The 16,378-nt window shown below is 63.6% G+C and carries 14 protein-coding genes; 8 read left to right on the top strand and 6 right to left on the bottom strand.

From position 1 onward, the window contains the following. Positions 1-206 precede the first annotated feature (206 nt). The 4 genes from ODR01_RS06620 to ODR01_RS06635 all read left to right on the top strand — a co-directional run bounded on the left by ODR01_RS06620 (position 207) and on the right by ODR01_RS06635 (position 5,404). On the top strand, positions 207-1,241 hold the full coding sequence (locus ODR01_RS06620; protein ID WP_316976819.1) for a hypothetical protein: 1,035 nt from the start codon (positions 207-209) through the stop codon (positions 1,239-1,241). Positions 1,242-1,646: 405 nt separating this feature from the next. Further along, positions 1,647-2,129 (top strand): 4Fe-4S dicluster domain-containing protein, encoded by a 483-nt coding sequence (locus tag ODR01_RS06625; protein WP_316976820.1) that lies wholly within the window; start codon positions 1,647-1,649, stop codon positions 2,127-2,129. 19 nt (positions 2,130-2,148) lie between these two features. After that, entirely contained in the window at positions 2,149-3,972 is a 1,824-nt protein-coding gene (locus tag ODR01_RS06630; protein WP_316976821.1) for an aldehyde ferredoxin oxidoreductase family protein, read from the top strand. A gap of 202 nt (positions 3,973-4,174) precedes the next feature. Next, complete coding sequence (locus ODR01_RS06635; RefSeq protein WP_316976822.1) at positions 4,175-5,404, top strand: NAD(P)/FAD-dependent oxidoreductase; 1,230 nt, start codon at positions 4,175-4,177, stop codon at positions 5,402-5,404. A 6-nt stretch (positions 5,405-5,410) separates the two neighbouring features. Here ODR01_RS06635 and ODR01_RS06640 read toward each other — a convergent pair whose 3' ends face one another. The 6 genes from ODR01_RS06640 to ODR01_RS06665 form a co-directional block, all read right to left on the bottom strand. Next, positions 5,411-5,926 (bottom strand): hypothetical protein, encoded by a 516-nt coding sequence (locus ODR01_RS06640; RefSeq protein WP_316976823.1) that lies wholly within the window; start codon positions 5,924-5,926, stop codon positions 5,411-5,413. Positions 5,927-5,939: 13 nt separating this feature from the next. Further along, a complete protein-coding gene (locus ODR01_RS06645; RefSeq protein WP_316976824.1) occupies positions 5,940-6,497 on the bottom strand; it encodes a hypothetical protein in 558 nt (185 codons plus the stop codon). A gap of 16 nt (positions 6,498-6,513) precedes the next feature. Then, a complete protein-coding gene (locus ODR01_RS06650; protein ID WP_316976825.1) occupies positions 6,514-8,061 on the bottom strand; it encodes an ABC transporter substrate-binding protein in 1,548 nt (515 codons plus the stop codon). A gap of 59 nt (positions 8,062-8,120) precedes the next feature. Beyond that, a complete protein-coding gene (locus ODR01_RS06655) occupies positions 8,121-8,954 on the bottom strand; it encodes an ABC transporter permease (protein WP_316976826.1) in 834 nt (277 codons plus the stop codon). After that, positions 8,954-9,892: an ABC transporter permease gene (locus tag ODR01_RS06660; protein ID WP_316976827.1), complete on the bottom strand. Its 939-nt coding sequence runs from the start codon at positions 9,890-9,892 to the stop codon at positions 8,954-8,956. Before ODR01_RS06660 ends, ODR01_RS06655 begins: the two co-directional genes overlap by 1 nt. A 260-nt stretch (positions 9,893-10,152) precedes the next feature. After that, positions 10,153-11,058: a LysR family transcriptional regulator gene (locus tag ODR01_RS06665; protein ID WP_316976828.1), complete on the bottom strand. Its 906-nt coding sequence runs from the start codon at positions 11,056-11,058 to the stop codon at positions 10,153-10,155. A 242-nt stretch (positions 11,059-11,300) separates the two neighbouring features. Here ODR01_RS06665 and ODR01_RS06670 point away from each other — a divergent pair, with 242 nt between their 5' ends. The 4 genes from ODR01_RS06670 to ODR01_RS06685 are packed head-to-tail and all read left to right on the top strand — an operon-like array spanning position 11,301 to position 16,138. Continuing rightward, the gene (locus ODR01_RS06670) at positions 11,301-12,281 is read left to right on the top strand and encodes an extracellular solute-binding protein (RefSeq protein WP_316976829.1); all 981 of its coding nucleotides are present in this window, start codon (positions 11,301-11,303) and stop codon (positions 12,279-12,281) included. Further along, positions 12,235-13,329 (top strand): hypothetical protein, encoded by a 1,095-nt coding sequence (locus tag ODR01_RS06675; RefSeq protein ID WP_316976830.1) that lies wholly within the window; start codon positions 12,235-12,237, stop codon positions 13,327-13,329. The genes ODR01_RS06670 and ODR01_RS06675 overlap by 47 nt, the downstream gene beginning before the upstream one ends. Next, the gene (locus tag ODR01_RS06680) at positions 13,326-14,441 is read left to right on the top strand and encodes an ABC transporter ATP-binding protein (protein WP_316976831.1); all 1,116 of its coding nucleotides are present in this window, start codon (positions 13,326-13,328) and stop codon (positions 14,439-14,441) included. The genes ODR01_RS06675 and ODR01_RS06680 overlap by 4 nt, the downstream gene beginning before the upstream one ends. Further along, the gene (locus ODR01_RS06685; RefSeq protein ID WP_316976832.1) at positions 14,438-16,138 is read left to right on the top strand and encodes an ABC transporter permease; all 1,701 of its coding nucleotides are present in this window, start codon (positions 14,438-14,440) and stop codon (positions 16,136-16,138) included. Before ODR01_RS06680 ends, ODR01_RS06685 begins: the two co-directional genes overlap by 4 nt. The last annotated feature ends 240 nt before the right edge of the window (positions 16,139-16,378 follow it).

A 16,378-nucleotide genomic window follows, 5' to 3' on the forward strand; every position in this document is an offset into this window, starting at 1 on the left:
GCTCATTAGCCATAGTGGGAGGGTTCGCAGCACGGAAAGAAGTTGCCCAACTGTATCGGGCGCCCAACTAGCCATTCACTAACCATGATGCCTTGCAAGGGCCAAAATAGCCCCGAGTACCGATGCGAGTAAGTATACTTGGTCGTATCGACTAAAAGAAGCTCGCCCAGCTATGTCGCCTAAAATCGCGGGGATAGGAGGGAACGGTGTCTAAACCATTCGATTTGTTCGCAGAGTTTGCGAGATTTGGTGCTCAGCAGAAAGTATCTCTCCGCAATCCGAACGCAACACCAGAGTTTGTCGCCCATGTGGAGGCAGCAGTCGAACGCGCGTTGGCCGATCCAGCTCTGGTGTACGGCCAGTGGGCCGAGGCAATGTTTGAGGCGTTGCTCGTGAGCCTGGGTGACTATGCGCTTTTAAAGCCTGAGGATGTCGGACGTGTGTATCCGGCAGATGATTTCGGAGTGCCAGATTTCCGCGTTGTGCTGAAAGACGGCAGGCAATGGCTGATTGAGGTGAAAAACGTCTACCTCGACGACCCGGGTCATCAGGAAAGGCGACTGATGACCCGTGCCTATCGGGAAAGGCAGGAAGCGTACGCGGCAGCTACTGGGGGAGAACTCAAGCTTGCTGTCTTCTGGGCAAGATGGGCAACGTGGACGCTCGTCACGCCAGCGAAGCTAGTCGATGCGAATGGTGATCTCACACTCAATATGTTGAATTCGATGAAGGCGAACGAGATGGGGGACCTGGGAGACCGGACTATAGGCACAAGGCCGCCTCTACGTTTTCGACTGCTTGCTGATCCTGAGAAGCCTAGTTCATTGGCTCCAGACGGCACGACCAATTTTACGATTGGCGGCGTAGAGATGTTCTGCGGTGACGACGAAATTCTGAACCCTACAGAGCGCGAGATAACCTGGATTTTTATGCAGCATGGTCAATGGAATGAAAGCGGACCGGAGGCTGAGCTAGCAGACGATAGGGTAAAAGCCATCGAGTACCGCTGGGACCCCGTCGCCCGTCAAAACGAGGGCTTCGAAACAATCGGAACGCTCAGCAGAATGTTCGCGAAATACTATGCTGAGATGACGGTTGATAAACGTCAGGTCATCCAGGTCCATGCACCGCTGCAGCCGGGGTGGTTTGCTCCACTGGTATCGACAGATTACAAGAGCGAGGTCTTGCCCCTTTGGAAATTTATTCTTCAGCCGAACTATGACGATTGGGTGGCCGAATAGGCGGGGCATCTTTTTTCCGCTCTGGGTCATTCACTGCCGAAGCCGTAACCACCGGCCGCGTCCACCTTCCCCGTTTTGCACCCGAAGCCGGACCGTCCCTTCACGGCCCCAACCAAGTCCGTTGTATCAGAACTGAGCTTCGCCTGGTGCCTCCCGGCCATCGGTGCGGTGTCCGGATGGCTCCGGGCCCTCATGTTGACTTTTGCTCTGTTATAGGCATATATTCCGCAAATATATTTCTAGTCCTGAGCGGGGTGTCTGCCACGCGGAAACCGGCCGACGGGCGGCAAAAATGACGACAAATGATGACAACGGGTGACAAAGGATGACGAGCCTACCGCGCCGGCTTGCCGGGCGGCCGGAATGGTTCTAAACAGGAAGGGTCCGGTTGTGGAGAGGTGGCCGATGCTCAAGTCGCTGCATATCGATCCGGGGAAGTGCACCAACTGCCTGTTGTGCGAACTGGCCTGCTCGTTCGAGAACGAGGAGGTTTTCAACCCCGCCAAGTCGCGCATCAAGGTCTTCGCCTTCCACGACCAGGGACGCTATGTCCCCTACACCTGCACCCAGTGCGCCGAGGCGTGGTGCATGAGCGCCTGCCCGGTCGATGCCATTTCGGTCGACCCCGCCACCGGCGCCAAGGTGGTGTCGGGCGACCTGTGCGTCGGGTGTAAGGTGTGCACCATCGCCTGCCCCTTCGGCACCGTGAACTACAACCACTCGACCGGCAAGGTCATCAAGTGCGACCTGTGCGGCGGCGAGCCGGCCTGCGCGGCGATGTGCCCGACCGGGGCCATCGCCTATGTCGATGCCGACTGGACGGGTTACGACAAGATGCGCCGCTGGGCCGGCAAGACCGATTCCGGCACCGCCCAGGCCCACGCCTGAGATCGGGGAGATAAGCCTCATGTCCTGGCAAGGAAAAATCCTTCGGGTCGATCTCACCGCCGGAACCTGCGTGGCCGAGCCGCTCAACATGGAGTGGGCGCGCAAATACCTGGGCCAGCGCGGCCTGGGCAGCAAATACCTGGCCGAGGAGGTCAGCCCCAAGGTCGATCCCCTAAGCCCCGACAACAAGATGATCTTCGCCACCGGTCCCCTGACCGGCACCGCGGTTTCCACCGGCGGCCGCTGGTCGGTGGTCACCAAGGGGCCGCTGACCGACGCCATTGCCGATTCCAACTCGGGCGGCTATTTCGGGGCCGAGCTCAAGATGGCCGGCTGGGACATGGTCATCTTCGAGGGCAAGGCGCCGCGCCCGGTCTACCTGCATATCGAGGATGAGCGGGCCGAGCTGCTGCCCGCCGACGGCCTGTGGGGCCGCACGGTGTGGGAGGTCGAGCCGGCCATCCGCGAGCGGCACGGCGATCCCATGCTCAAGATCGCCTCCATCGGCCGGGCCGGCGAGGCCGGCGTCATGTACGCCTGCGTGATGAACGACCTGGACCGCGCCGCCGGCCGTTCCGGGGTCGGCGCGGTCATGGGCTCGAAGAACCTGAAGGCGGTGGCGGTGCGCGGCACCGTCGGCGTTCGGGTGCGCGACCCCAAGGCCTTCATCCAGGCCGTGGCCAGGGCGCGGGCCAAGCTCGACCCGTCGCCGGTGCGCAAGTCGTTCGCCCGCCACGGCACCATGGCGATGATGGACACCGCCGACCGCCACGGCGTGCTGCCCACCCGCAACTGCCGCGAGGTGCAGTTCGACGGGGTGGACAAGGTCAACGTCGCCACCATGACGCGGGTGCGCCTTTCCGACGGCAAGCCCAACCTGATCGGCAACAAGGGGTGTTTCGCCTGCTCCATCGCCTGCGGCCGGGTGTCGAAGATCGATCCCAGCCATTTCTCGGTGCAGGGCAAGCCCAGGTACCTGGGCGCCCAGGGCGGCCTGGAATACGAGGCGGCCTTCGCCTTCGGGCCGATGGCCGGCGTTGCCGACCTCGAGGCGCTGACCTATGCCAACTACGTCTGCAACGAAGACGGGATGGACCCCATCTCGTTCGGCGTCACGGTCGCCGCCGCCATGGAGCTTTACGAGACCGGCGCCATTACCGAAAAGGAAACCGGCGGCCTGGCCCTGCCCTTCGGCTCGGCCGAGGCGCTGGTGGCGCTGGCCGAACTGACCGCCCGCGGCGAAGGGTTCGGCAAGGACATCGGGCTCGGCGCCAAGCGGATGTGCGAGAAGTACGGCCATCCCGAATTCGCCATGGTGGTCAAGGGCCAGGAGTTTCCCGGCTACGATCCGCGCGGCATGCAGGGCATGGGCCTGGCCTACGCCACCTCGAACCGCGGCGCCTGCCACATGCAGGCCAAGCCGTGGTCGGACGACTTCGCGCGCATCACCACCGACAACAAGGCCAACGTGGTCAAGGCCAGCCAGGACGAGGTGGCGGCCATCGATTCGGCCGGCATCTGCTTCTTCGCTACCAACGTATGGACGCTGGACGACCTGGCCTCGCAGCTGGACGCCGCCTGCGACGGCGGCTGGACGGCGGAAAGGATGCGCGAGGTGGGGGAAAGGGTGTGGACGCTGGAGCGCACCTTCAACCTGAAGGCCGGGCTGACCAGGGCCGACGACACGCTGCCCGAGCGCTGCCTCAAGGATGCCGCGAAAAGCGGCCCGGCCAAGGGCATGGTCGCCGAACTGGGCAAGATGCTGCCCGAATACTATGCGTTGCGGGGATGGACGGTGGACGGCGTGCCGACCAACGAAACGCTGCAACGGCTGGCGCTCTAGGGGAAGGACGCCGGGCGTCGATCACTGAAGCCCTCTCCGCCCCCGGGGGCGGAGAGGGTTGGGCGAGGTGGGGGACTCTCCGGGCCCTCTGGCCGCGAGCCCCACCTCTCCCTCCCACGCCTCAAGGCGCGGGCCCCTCCCTCTCCCCCCCCCGAAGGGCGGAGAGGGGAAATGACGCAGTCCTACCTCTAGGGAGGGATTCATGCGCTATGTACTGATCGGTGGCGGACCGGCCGGCGTCACGGCGGCGGAAACCTTGCGCAGGGTCGAGCCGACGGCCGACATCACGCTGATCGGCGGCGAGGCCGGCCCCCCCTATTGCCGGATGGCCATTCCCTATTTCCTGGCCGGCGACATCGCCGAGGAAGGCACCCATTTCCGCCATGCGGGCGACCATTACGCCCGCCTCGGCATCCGCTATCTCAACGACCGGGTCGAGGCGATTTCGGCCGCCGACGGCCGCATCCGCCTGGCCGGCGGCGCCGACCTCGCCTATGACCGCCTTCTGCTGGCCACCGGCTCGCGCCCGGCCATGCTGCCGGTGGCGGGCCTCGACACCCCCGGCGTGCACTCCTGCTGGACGCTCGACGACGCCCGGCGCATCGCCGCCCGGGCCACCGCCGGGGCCGAGGTGGTGCTGATCGGCGCCGGTTTCGTCGCCTGCATCATCATGCAGGCCCTCGCCCAACGCGGCATGAAGCTCACCGTGGTGGCCGGCAGTTCCGGGCGCATGGTGCGCAGCATGATGGACGAGACGGCCGGCGATCTGATCATGCGCTGGTGCCGCGAGCGCGGGGTTTCCGTGCTGACCGGCCAGCGGGTGGCCGCCATCGAGGCCGGGCCGACGGTGCTGCTGGCCGACGGCCAGGCGCTGAAGGCCGACCTGGTGGTGGTGGCCTCGGGCGTCCGGCCCAATTCGGAATTCGCCGCCGCCGCCGGGGTCGCCGTCGAGGAAGGCATCGCGGTCGACGAATACCTGAGGACCAGCGTCGAGGGCATCTTCGCCGCCGGCGACGTCGCCCAGGGGCCGGACTTTTCGACCCGCACCCGCTCGGTGCACGCCATCCAGCCGACCGCCACCGAGCACGGCCGCGTCGCCGCGCTGAACATGGCCGGGCATACGGTCGCCTATCGTGGCAGCCTGGGCATGAACGTGCTGGACACCCTAGGTCTCATCTCCTCGTCGTTCGGCCACTGGCAGGGCGTCGCGGGCGGCGAGGCGGCGGTCCATCTCGACGCCGCCCGTTTCCGCTACATGGACCTCAAGTTCGACGGCGACCGGCTGATCGGCGTCAACTCGGTGGGCCGCACCGAGAACCTGGGCGCGCTGCGCGGCCTCATCCAGAAGCGGACGCGCCTGGGGGCGTGGAAGGACCGCCTGATGGCCAATCCCTACCGCTTCATGGAAGCCCTGGTCGCCGCCACGGCTTGAGCCGCCTCACAGTTCGTCGAAGACCTCCCCGGCCTTCAGGCCCATGAGGGCGGCGGCCAGCGATTCCTTCATCTCCTGGAAACGGCCCTTGTCCTCGGCCGTCGCCTGGCCGGCCTTGATCTTGCGGCCCATGGCCAGGAAGGCCTCGGGAACCAGCCCGGCCTTGGGGGCCAGCGCCAGCGGGGTGCCGGCATAGGTGACGCGGAAATAGAAGCGGCCCGAGGTGCCGGCCAGCGCCCGCGGCTCGTCGTAGGCCTCGTCGAGTTGAAACCGCCCCTGGGTGACGGCGCGCGTCACCATCTCGAAGCCGTCGATCACCCCGCTGCCGGGGAAGGCGGTGAAGATCTCGGTCATCTCGCGGCGCGGCGGGGTGTGGGGGGACAGCCTGGAAAAGGCGTATTCCAGCACCTTGTAGGCCAGGGCGACGCCGCCGATGTTCATCCGCCCGTGGTATTTCACCATGTCCTCGTAGTCGATCAGCAGCACGTCCTCGCGGTCCATCACCTTGAGCAGGTTCTTCATTTGACGCTTCCTTTCATCTCGTGGCCGGGGCGCATGCCGCGGCGTCGTGTTCGTTCCGTTTCCAGACCCAGCGGCTGAACAGGTGGTTGTCCGCCGTCATCAGGATGGTGGCCGCCACGTCCTCCTTCATGGCCAGGTAGGCCCCCTGTTCGCTCCGCGTGCCGCCGCCTTCCTGGTAAAGACAGACCAGCTGCACGAAGTCGGGCGGGAAGAAGTCCGGCAGCGGAAAGGCCGAGCAGCCGCGTTCGCGATAGAAGCCCTCGAAATAGAACCGCCCCCCGGGGGCCGGCGGCGCCTCGGGCGGGGCGCCATCCGGGTCGACCGTAAGCCTGCCGTCCGACTGCGCCCGGGTCGCCATCTCGAAACAGTCGATGAGGCCCGGACCGGCGAACCCCAGCCGGAATCGCAGGAGCTGGCGCTCCGGCGGCCGGTCGGGCGACAGGGTCGGCAGCATCCACTTGAGAACCCGATAGGAAAGCGCGGCGGCGATGATGTTCTTGCGGCCGGTGTACTTGAGCAGGTCGTCGTGGCCGATGACCAGCTCGGAGCCTTGATGGCAAATGCGCAGCATGGCGGCCCTCCCCGCCTCAGTCCTTGCGGACCGACTTGAAGTCGTAGAAAAAGCCCGAGGGGTGGACGCGGAACCCCTTGACCGACGCGTTGGCCGCCGCGGCGTAGATCTTGTGGACCAGCGGCACGATCGGCGCGTCCTCGTGGATGAGGGTCAGTGCCTTGCCATAGGTCGCCTGGCGTTCCGGCCCGGCGTTCAGGCCGCGCCCGCGGATCAGCAGTTCGTCCAACTCGGCGTTGCGATAGCCGTTGTAGTCCATGCCGTGCGCCGAGTGGAAATGCGGCAGCAGGTGAAGATCGGGGTGGGCGGTCATTTCGGGCGTCCAGAACACCACGTAGGCGTCGTACTGGCCCTTCTGCACCAGGCTCAGCATGCCGGGCCAGGTGAACATCTTGGTCGAGGTCTCAAGGCCCGCCGCCTTCAGCAGGCCCGACACGGCCTCGGTGATGAGGGGCATCTCGGTACGCGACGAATAGCTGAGGATCTCGACGGCGAAGGGCTTGCCGTCCTTCGTCCACGCCCCGCCCTCTTTGCTGAAGCCGGCCGCAGCCAGGGTGGACGCGGCGGCCGCCGGATCGAGCGCATAGGCGGGCAGGCCGGCCGGCACCCAATCGAAACCGGGGGCGAAGAACTGCCAGGCCGGTTTGCCGACGCCGTCCAGCGCATGCTCGACGATGGCCTGGCGGTCGATCAGGGCGTTGACCGCCCGGCGCGCCCTGACGTCGGCGAAGGGCCGGCCCTCGGCGGTGTTCAGCACCATGTAGTAAAGGCCGGCCGAGGGCTCGCGGTAGACCTGAAATCCCGATCCGGCGGCCGAAAGACGCTTGACGTCGGCCGGCGGGATGTCGACCGCCAGATCGATCTCGCCGGTTTCCAGCGACAGCACGCGGGCGCTGTGGTCGGGCACATAGCGATAGACCACCCGCTTGAGGCTGGGCGCCTTGCCCCAATAGCCGTCGAAGCGCTCGACCACCGTGCGGTCCTGCTTGGTGTAGCTGGCGTATCGGAAAGGGCCGGTGCCGACCGGCTTGACGAACTTGCCCTCGGCGTCGAAGGACGAGCGCGCGTAGATGCCGGTGATGGCATCGGTCAGCTGATTGGGCAGGGCCGCGTACGGCTGGTTGGTGCGGATCTTCACGGCGTCGGGCGCCGTCACCGTGACCTCGGCCAGATCGAGCAGACTGCCGGCGTAGGGCAGCAACGCCGCCACCCGTTCGAGCGAAAACTTGACCGCCTCGGCGTCCAGCGGCTGGCCGTCATGGAACGTGACGCCCTGGCGCAGGGTGAACGTCCATTCGGTGGGGCCGTGGCGTTGCCAGGCGGTGGCCAGGCCGGGCACCAGGTTCATGCCGTAGTCGAGCTTGACCAGGGTATCCAGGATCTCGCTTTCGTTGAAGAAGCGGCTGCGCCGGGCCTCCATGGAGAACGGCAGGCATTCCCACATGGTGGCGACGACAAGGGTGTCCTTGTCCGGCTTTTCGATGGCGTGGGCCGGCGGCGATCCCGCCGTCAGGGCGGCCAGCGTGGCGGCCATCAGGGCGACATGAAGGGCTTTCTTGGTCATAGGATGTCTCCGTGGTCGTTCGTTTAGGGAAAGACGGGGTTGCGGCATCGTCCGCGGCCTCATTGCATGCGGTCGCGGAGCGAATCGCCCAGCACGTTGAAGAGGACGACGATGGCCACGATGGTCAGGCCGGGAACCAGGATCAGGCGGGGATGGTCGCGCATGAAGGCGCGCCCCTCGGCGATCATCAGGCCCCATTCCGGGGTGCCCGGCTCGGCGCCGAGGCCTAAGAAGCTCAATCCCGAGAAGGACAGGATGGCCCACGACAGCGAGAAGGTCGCCAGCACGGCGATGGGGTGAACCATGCCGGGCAAAAGGTGGCGGAACAGGATGCGCAGCGGCGAAATCCCGGCGGCCCGCGCCGCCAGTTCGTAAGGCTTGGCCTTCTCGGCCAGCGTCAGGTTGCGCACCACCCGGGCATATTCGGCCCAGTGGACGGCGGCCAGCGCCACCACCGTCGCCCCCATGCCGAGGCCGAGCACGGCGGCCAGCACCAGGGCCACGGCAATGGCCGGAAAGACGAAGAACCCCTCCACCACCCGCATGATCAGGCTGTCGGGCAGTCCCCCGGCGTAGCCCGACACCAGGCCGACGGCGGTTCCCGCGATGGCGGCCAGGGCGACGACGACGAAGGCGGCCAGCGGCGTCACCCGGAAGCCATAGATCAGGCGGCTCAGCACGCAGCGCCCCATGTGATCGGTGCCGAGGGGATGGTCGAGAGTGGGGCCCAGCAGGCGGTTCGCGAGGTCGATCGCCGAGGGATCGTGGGGCGCGAGAAGCGGACCGACGGTGACCAGGGCAAGCACCAGCGCCAGGGCGCCAAGGCCGGTCCCCCGCCCCCACCGGCGGGCGTCGGCGCTGTGGGCACGAGCGAGGGCGGGGTGGGCGCGCATCACAGCGCCCCCCGGATGCGCGGGTCGATGGCCATGACCAGCAGGTCGACCGCCAGGTTGACCGCGATGTAGACGGCGCCGACCACCAGCACGCACAGTTGGAGAACCGGAAAGTCGCGGCCGAAAATGGATTCGACCAGCAGGCGGCCGATCCCCGGCCAGGCGAAGATGGTTTCGACCACCACCACGCCGTCGAACATCTTGCCGATCTGCAGGCCGAGCAGGGTGACGACCGGCACCAGGGCGTTGGGAAGCGCGTGGCCGAACAGGACCCTGATCTCGCCCAGGCCCTTGGAGTGGGCCGTGCGGATGAAATCCCGGGACAGCACGTCGAGAACGCAGCTGCGGATGAAGCGGGCGGTGACGCCGGCCGTCGAGGTGCCGATGACCAGGGCCGGCAGCACGATATGGGTCCAATGCCCGTACCCCGAAACCGGCAGCCAGCCCAGGAAGAGCGAGAACACCATGACCATGATGAGCGAGTACCAGAAATTGGGAATCGCCATGCCCATGACGGCAAGCAGCATGGAAAGCCGGTCCCACGCGGAGCCCTGGCGGGCCGCCGCGACGACGCCGATGGGTACCGCGAGGACCAGTGAAACGCCGATGCTGGCCGCCGCCAGGATCAGCGTGTTCTCGACCCGGAGGCCGATTTCGGCCCACACGCCGTCTCCGGACTGAAACGATACCCCCGGCTCGCCTTGCAGGATGCCGCCCAGCCAGCGCAGGTATTGCCGTGCGACGGGGTCGTTGAACCCCTGCTCCGCCTTGAAGCGGGCCAGGACGTCGCGGGCGGGAAGGTCGCCGCCCATCCGCTCGATGAGCAGGAGTTCGGCGAAATCGCCCGGCATGACGTGCATCAGCGCGAAGCTGAACATCGACAGCAGGACCAGCAGGGCGAGCGATTGGCCGAGGCGGCGCAGCATGGCTTTCTTCAAGACGCAGAAATCCCTGCGGCGCCGAGGGCATTCCGCCGCCCGCGCCGTTGATTCAAGTCTGTCCGCGTGCCGTTAAGGGTGAAGGGCGCGCCGTGGGACGCGACCTAAAAATCCGTCTCCGTCGATATCCACAATGTTCTCATTGGATATCACCGACGCAACCCCAAGGCAATAAGAATGATTATCATTCGCAACCTTAGAGCGATTCTAAAAAAGTGAGTTAGAAGGAACAAATTGCCGTCCGGAAGCAACGGAGAGCTTTACTCCGGCTCCGAAGCAGCGGAAATCGAGTCCGTTCCAATCTTGTCCCTCACCGTTTGCAGAAATTCTTCGGCAAGGCGCGTAAGCGGGGTTGAACGCTGCGATAGAGCGCGCGGGCAGACCTCGATGGTCGGCCGAAACGGCTTGCGCAACAGGGTCGGAAACTGCCCCTCGCGAATCCATGGGTCGACGAGGGCGATTCCGGCACCGGCTTCGACCAGCATGAAAACCGTCATCGTGTGATTGCAGGCGATGGCAAAATCCCGCTCGACTCCACAGGCCCGAAACGCCTCGTCGATCCTGGGCGCAATGGTGTTCCGGTTGTTGGTGATCAGGGGAAAACGACAGATGTCCTTCGCTCCCAGGAACGGCCGGTCGGCAAGCGGATGGTCCTGGGGCAGAACGCAGATGATCGCCGACGTCGCCAGTTTCTCCACCCGCAAAAGGGGATTCTCGGAAGGCGCGTGAATGAAGCCGAGATCGATCTGTCCGGCGGCGGCCAGTTCAACCGTTCGTTGCGTGTGGGTGACCTCCAGCAGCACGCGAACCGCGGGACGTTCGCATCGGAAGCGCGCAATCGCCTCGGCCAGGAAGGCATAGGTCAGCGTCGGGGTGCTGGCCAGCGACAGAACCCCCGAACGGGTGTCCCGAAGATCCTCGGCGAACCGTTGAACCGCATCGAGTTTTTCGAACACCCCCTCGACCTCGGCATAAAGCTTGAGCGTTTCCGGGGTAGGCAGGATGCGCCCCTTTTCCCGACGGAAGAGGCGCATCCCCAGGCGATCCTCCATATGACGCAAGGCCGTGCTGACTGCCGGTTGCGAGACGTTGAGAATGCGTGCCGCCTCGCTGACCGAGCCCCCCAACATGATGGCCCGGAAAATTTCCATCTCGCGAAGCTTCATCGCCTCCTCCGCCTTGTGCTTTCATGCCAATGCACTTTCGTCCTATAAATCCAAATTATATAGCACAGCAGTATCGTTATTTGATTTTATATATTGGCGATGAAAGACTTCGCCCCGAGCGGTTGGAATCTCGCAGACTATCCCGCTTGTTTCGGCTGTCGTACAGCCCGTCGAAGGTCCCCTAAGTGGCCCCGGCTCGTACGAACGGTCACCGATACGACAGATGGAGGCAGAAGGAGGATATGATGAAGAAGCTGTCCGCATTGGCCCTGGTTGCCGGCGCCCTGGTGCTTGGCGGCGCCAGCGGTGCGTTCGCCGATGGCAAGGTTGTGGTCTACAACGCGACCAACCCGAAAACGGCGGACAGGATAATCGACGCCTTCAAACAGAAGCACCCCGGCATCGCGGTGGAGGCGATCAATGCCGGCGTCGGCGAGTTATTCACCCGGATCACGAGTGAAAAGGCCAATCCGCAAGGCGACGTGCTGTTGGGTGCCAGCGTCGAGGCCTTCGATTCCGCGATCGAACTTTTCGCGCCATACACGACCAAGGAAGACAGCCATTTCGACCGCGCGGTCGTCGCCAAGGGCCATGAGTACTATGGGTTCTCGATGCCCTTGCAGGCCCTGATGGTGAACCGCAAGCTGTTGCCCGAACCGGGCGGTCCGAAAAGCTGGGCCGATCTCGCCAAGCCGGAATTCAAAGGCAAGATCATCATGGCCAACCCGGCGCTGTCGGGATCGGCCTATGCGCAGCTTGCCCAAATGCTTCAACTGCACGGCTGGGACATCATCGACAAGATCATCGAGAACACCACCTTCGTGACATCCTCAAAGCTGGTCTATCAGAACGTCGCCAAGGGCGAAAATGCCATCGGCATCACGGGCGATTACAACGTTGTCGAGATGCGCGAGAAGGGCTACCCGGTGGATTGCGTCTATCCGAGCGAAGGGACTGGCCTGCGTTTCGACGCCAACGCCCTGATCAAGGGTGGCCCCAACCCGGCAAATGCCAAGCTGTTCGCCGATTTCGCGAACTCACGCGAAGGGCATGAAATCATGGTGAAGACCGAGAAACGCCGGTCCGTGCGCAAGGACGTCGTGGCGCCGGTCGGTCAGATGGCTACGGCTGATGTCCCGACCTTCGCCTACGATGCGAAGAAGGCGGCCGACGGCCGTGACGCTGCCCTGGCCAAGTTCGACAAAATCTTCAGTAGCAAGTGACGTCCAGACGACCGCGAAAGCCATACCAATGCATCTAGAAGCTTTCACGCTGGCGAAGAATCCGAACGATGCGGCCCGGAACGAGGATCGATATGTCGTCGTTCCGGGCCGCGCCTATGCTGTTATCGACGGGGTCAGCGACAAGACCGGTTTGCGCTACAAAGGCCTGACCGGCGGCCAAGCGGCCGGCCAAGCGGTCGAGGAGATCATCCGCGAGGTCTGCCGTATCGAACGTCCCGAAACCATTGAAGCCGACTGGCTGTCCGCCCGCCTGCAGGACCGCTTTCGCACTCTTCTCGATGAAATGCGCACTTCCGGAACATCCAAGGCGCCGCCGGCCGCCTGGTTCGGGGCCCAGCTCGCGCTGGCCCTGGAGGGGCGGACGACGTTTCGCTTCATCATCATCGGGGACTCCGGGCTGCGGCTCAACGGCCGCGAGGTTTACCGTTTTCGCCAGCCGTTGGACGACATCTGCGCGGCGGTCCGCAAGGCGGTATGGAACCACCTGGGCGCCCGGGGGGTGCCCGCTGCGCTCAAGAACGAAATCGCCCGTGCCTATACGGTCGAGGGTCTGGCCGCCGTCCTTCCGCGATGGACGGACTGGATCGACGAAGGAATCCTCCCGGAATTGCGACAGAAGGCTGTCGCGGATGCGGCGCGAATCCAGCGCGAGCTTGACCACGCCATTATCGAAAGGGCCGTGCTCGGCGGGTTGAGGGAGCAGAACCTCTACGTCAACCGTATTCATCCGCTCGGCTCACCCTGCATCAACGGTTTTCCCATTCCACACGAATTCATCATGCAGTTCGATCGGAACATCGACGACGTCGAGACCATCGAGCTTTTTACCGACGGTTATTTCGGCTACCCGAATGGAACGCGCATTGCCGATTGGGAAGAGCATCTCGCCAGGATCGAGGCCGTCGACCCCGAAAAAACCGGCGACTATGCCAGCACCAAGGGATCCGCCAACGGTCTTTTCACCGACGACCGTACCGTCCTGATCCTGCGGCGCGCCTTATGCCCCGTGGAAAGGAGTGCAGAGTGACATCCCATATTCTCCAGATCCGGGACTTGACCAAGGTTTTCGATACGGACCAAGGTCCAGTCACGGCGGTCGAGGCGGTCAACCTCACCATTCAGGGTGATGAATTCTTCACTATGCTTGGCCCATCGGGGTGCGGCAAAACGACAACCCTTCGCATGGTGGCCGGGCTTGAGACGATTACCTCGGGGCGCGTGCTGTTCGACGATCAGGATTTCACCAAGTTCTCGACGTTCCAGCGCAATATCGGCATGGTCTTCCAATCGTATGCCCTGTTTCCCCACCTGACAGTTTTCGAGAATACCGCCTACGGCTTGCGTATCCGCAAGGTTCCGGAGGCCGAGATCAAGGAACGCGTAGGGCGCATCCTCGAACTCCTGGGACTGGATGTGCTGGCCCACCGCCGTCCGCCCGATCTGTCCGGCGGGCAGCAACAGCGGGTTTCCATCGCCCGCGCGCTGGTCTACGACCCCGGCATGCTGTTGCTGGACGAACCCCTGGCCAACCTGGATGCCAAGCTTCGTGTCCAGATGCGCGAAGAAATCCGCCGTATCCAGAAAGACCTCGGGATCATGTCGATTTATGTCACGCACGACCAGGAAGAGGCGATGTCGGTTTCCGACCGTCTGGCCGTCTTCAATCTTGGTCGACTCATCCAGGTCGGGCCACCCCACGAGGTTTATGCCAAACCCCGTTCGCTGTTCGTGTCGGACTTCATCGGGCAAGCCAACTTCTTTCCCGCCCGCGTGGTCAACCGCAACGGTTCGGGCGCGCGCGTTTTATTGACGACGGGCCTGGAGGTCGAAGTGGCAGCATCGACCCAGATCCCCCGGGAGGAAGCCGCGACAATCGAGGCCGGATTCGACGCGGTGGTGATGGCCCGCCCCGAGTGCCTGGGTCTCGGCCAGGCCAACAGCGGTGGCGCATCCTGCACGGTGCGGAGGATCCTGTTTCTCGGCAATTACACCCGCTACATGCTCGAATGTCGCGACTCCCGGCGCGAGGTTTTCGTCGACTCGCCGCGCCTCATTCCCGGAATTGGGGAAGGTTGCGAGGCATCGATCACCATTCCCGCAGCCGAAGCCATTCTCTTTCATGGCGGAGTTGATCAATGACGGCCGCCGCCACAGGTTCCGGAGGAGCGCTGGAGAAAAAGCTCGATTGGCTGCCCTATTTTGTCGGCGCCATGACTCTGTTCGTGCTTGTCGCCTTCCTGCTCTACCCGATCGGAAAGTCCGTCCTTTCAAGCTTCGTGAAAAGTGGCGATTCCTTGGATCTTGCCAATTTCACATTGCTCAACTTCGAGAAATTCTTCTCCAGCCCAAGTTACCAGCGCGCCTTCTTCCATTCGTTGGTGGTAGCGCTGGCAGCGACGGTTTTTGCCACCCTGCTTGCCTTGCCGGCGGCGTTCGCGATCAGCCGCATCTCGATGCCGTTTCGCAACGTCCTTCTTTCGCTGTCGGTGATTCCCCTGATTTCGCCGCCGTTCATCGGTGCCTACTCATGGGTCATCCTTCTCGGCAAAAGCGGCATCGTCACCCACTACATCCAGTCCTGGTTCGGGGTCGAGTTGCCATCCATCTATGGGGCGTTCGGCATCATTCTGGCCCTTTCGCTGAGCTATTTTCCCTATGTCCTGCTGATCGTTCAGGGCGCGCTGGCGGCCTCCGATCCCTATATCGAGGAATGTGCGTTCGTGATGGGCGCCAACCGCTGGCGGGTCTTGCGGACGATTACCTTCCCGCTGGTGCTGCCATCGATTGCCGCGGGCTCGATCATCGTCTTCATCAAGGCGCTTGGAAATTTCGGCGTTCCGGCCATTCTGGGCGGCGAATACTACGTCCTGCCAACGATGATCTATTTTCAGGTGCATGGCTATTTCAACCTGAACGGCGCCTCGGCGATCGCCATGGTCAACGTCATCCTGACGCTGGGCGCCATCCTGGTCCTGACTCGGGTGAACAAGGGACGCGGCCACGTCACAGTCACCGGCGGCACGCGCCGATCGGCGCAGATGACGGGGCTGGGTGCCATGATCTTCGCCAACGCCTATTGTTGGGGGTTGCTGTTCGTGGCGCTTCTCCCCCATCTGATGGTGCTCTATTCGTCGTTTGCCGAAAAATGGGCTGGAACGCTGTTCCCGACGCAATGGGGAATCGCCAACTACCTGCGCGTCATCTCGGACGTCCAGGCGCCGTTCATCAACAGCATGGTCCTCGCGGGGGTCGCCACCGCGCTATGCGTCGTCTTCGGCACCCTGGCAGCCTATACGTCGGTACGTCGGCGATTTGTCGGGAAGTGGGCATTGGATCTGACCATCATGCTGCCCTTCGTGCTGCCCGGCATCGTAACGGGGGTCGCCTACATCACCACCTTCAACAGTGGCCTGATCGTCCTTAGTGGAACCAGTGCCATCCTTGTTCTTGCCTATTTCGTTCGCCGGATCGCTTACATATTCCGAACGGTGACCGCGGCGGTCGGTCAGGTCGACAACAAGCTGGAAGAAGCCTCGGCCATTTGCGGCGCGACCTGGGGATGGACCTTCCGCAAGATCACCGTGCCCCTGGTCTCTCCCGGGATTATCGCTGGGGGCATTCTGGTATTCGCCACGCTGATCAGCGAAATGAGCGTGACCATCCTGCTCTATTCGGCGAAGTGGAAGACGATGTCCATCGCCATCTATGAGTACATCATCGCCGACGAACTGCTGGACGCCTCGGCAATAGGATCGATCGCCATCGTGGCGACCTTGCTGCTGGTGTTCCTGTCCAGCAAGATTATCGGCAAAAGCATGGCGGAGATGTTCCGCTGAAGGATCACCGGATCGGGCAAAAGGGTCCGTAAAGGACTCTCGGCGCTGATCGGCTGATCTCCCCGATCAATCCGGACCTGGAGGTTCGGAATAAAAAGACCGCCCGCCTCTCCCCTTTGGGGATGAGAGAGAGGCGAGCGGCTGGGAGTGTTGGCGGATCGGCCTAGAGCGTTATCCGACCGGATAGAATCGAAAGGGATTCCCCTTTTTGGAGGAATGTGATTCAACATGTGGGCTGGA

The sequence above is a fragment of the Shumkonia mesophila genome (genome assembly GCF_026163695.1).
Classification (GTDB): domain Bacteria; phylum Pseudomonadota; class Alphaproteobacteria; order Rhodospirillales; family Shumkoniaceae; genus Shumkonia; species Shumkonia mesophila.

Bases quoted from the DNA above. Each gene is read 5' to 3' on its own strand.
- ODR01_RS06625 (WP_316976820.1), top strand. From the start codon at position 1,647: ATGCTCAAGTCGCTGCATATCGATCCGGGGAAGTGCACCAACTGCCTG.
- ODR01_RS06630 (WP_316976821.1), top strand. From the start codon at position 2,149: ATGTCCTGGCAAGGAAAAATCCTTCGGGTCGATCTCACCGCCGGAACC.
- ODR01_RS06635 (WP_316976822.1), top strand. From the start codon at position 4,175: ATGCGCTATGTACTGATCGGTGGCGGACCGGCCGGCGTCACGGCGGCG.
- ODR01_RS06640 (WP_316976823.1), bottom strand. From the start codon at position 5,926: ATGAAGAACCTGCTCAAGGTGATGGACCGCGAGGACGTGCTGCTGATC.
- ODR01_RS06645 (WP_316976824.1), bottom strand. From the start codon at position 6,497: ATGCTGCGCATTTGCCATCAAGGCTCCGAGCTGGTCATCGGCCACGAC.
- ODR01_RS06650 (WP_316976825.1), bottom strand. From the start codon at position 8,061: ATGACCAAGAAAGCCCTTCATGTCGCCCTGATGGCCGCCACGCTGGCC.
- ODR01_RS06655 (WP_316976826.1), bottom strand. From the start codon at position 8,954: ATGCGCGCCCACCCCGCCCTCGCTCGTGCCCACAGCGCCGACGCCCGC.
- ODR01_RS06665 (WP_316976828.1), bottom strand. From the start codon at position 11,058: ATGAAGCTTCGCGAGATGGAAATTTTCCGGGCCATCATGTTGGGGGGC.
- ODR01_RS06670 (WP_316976829.1), top strand. From the start codon at position 11,301: ATGATGAAGAAGCTGTCCGCATTGGCCCTGGTTGCCGGCGCCCTGGTG.
- ODR01_RS06685 (WP_316976832.1), top strand. From the start codon at position 14,438: ATGACGGCCGCCGCCACAGGTTCCGGAGGAGCGCTGGAGAAAAAGCTC.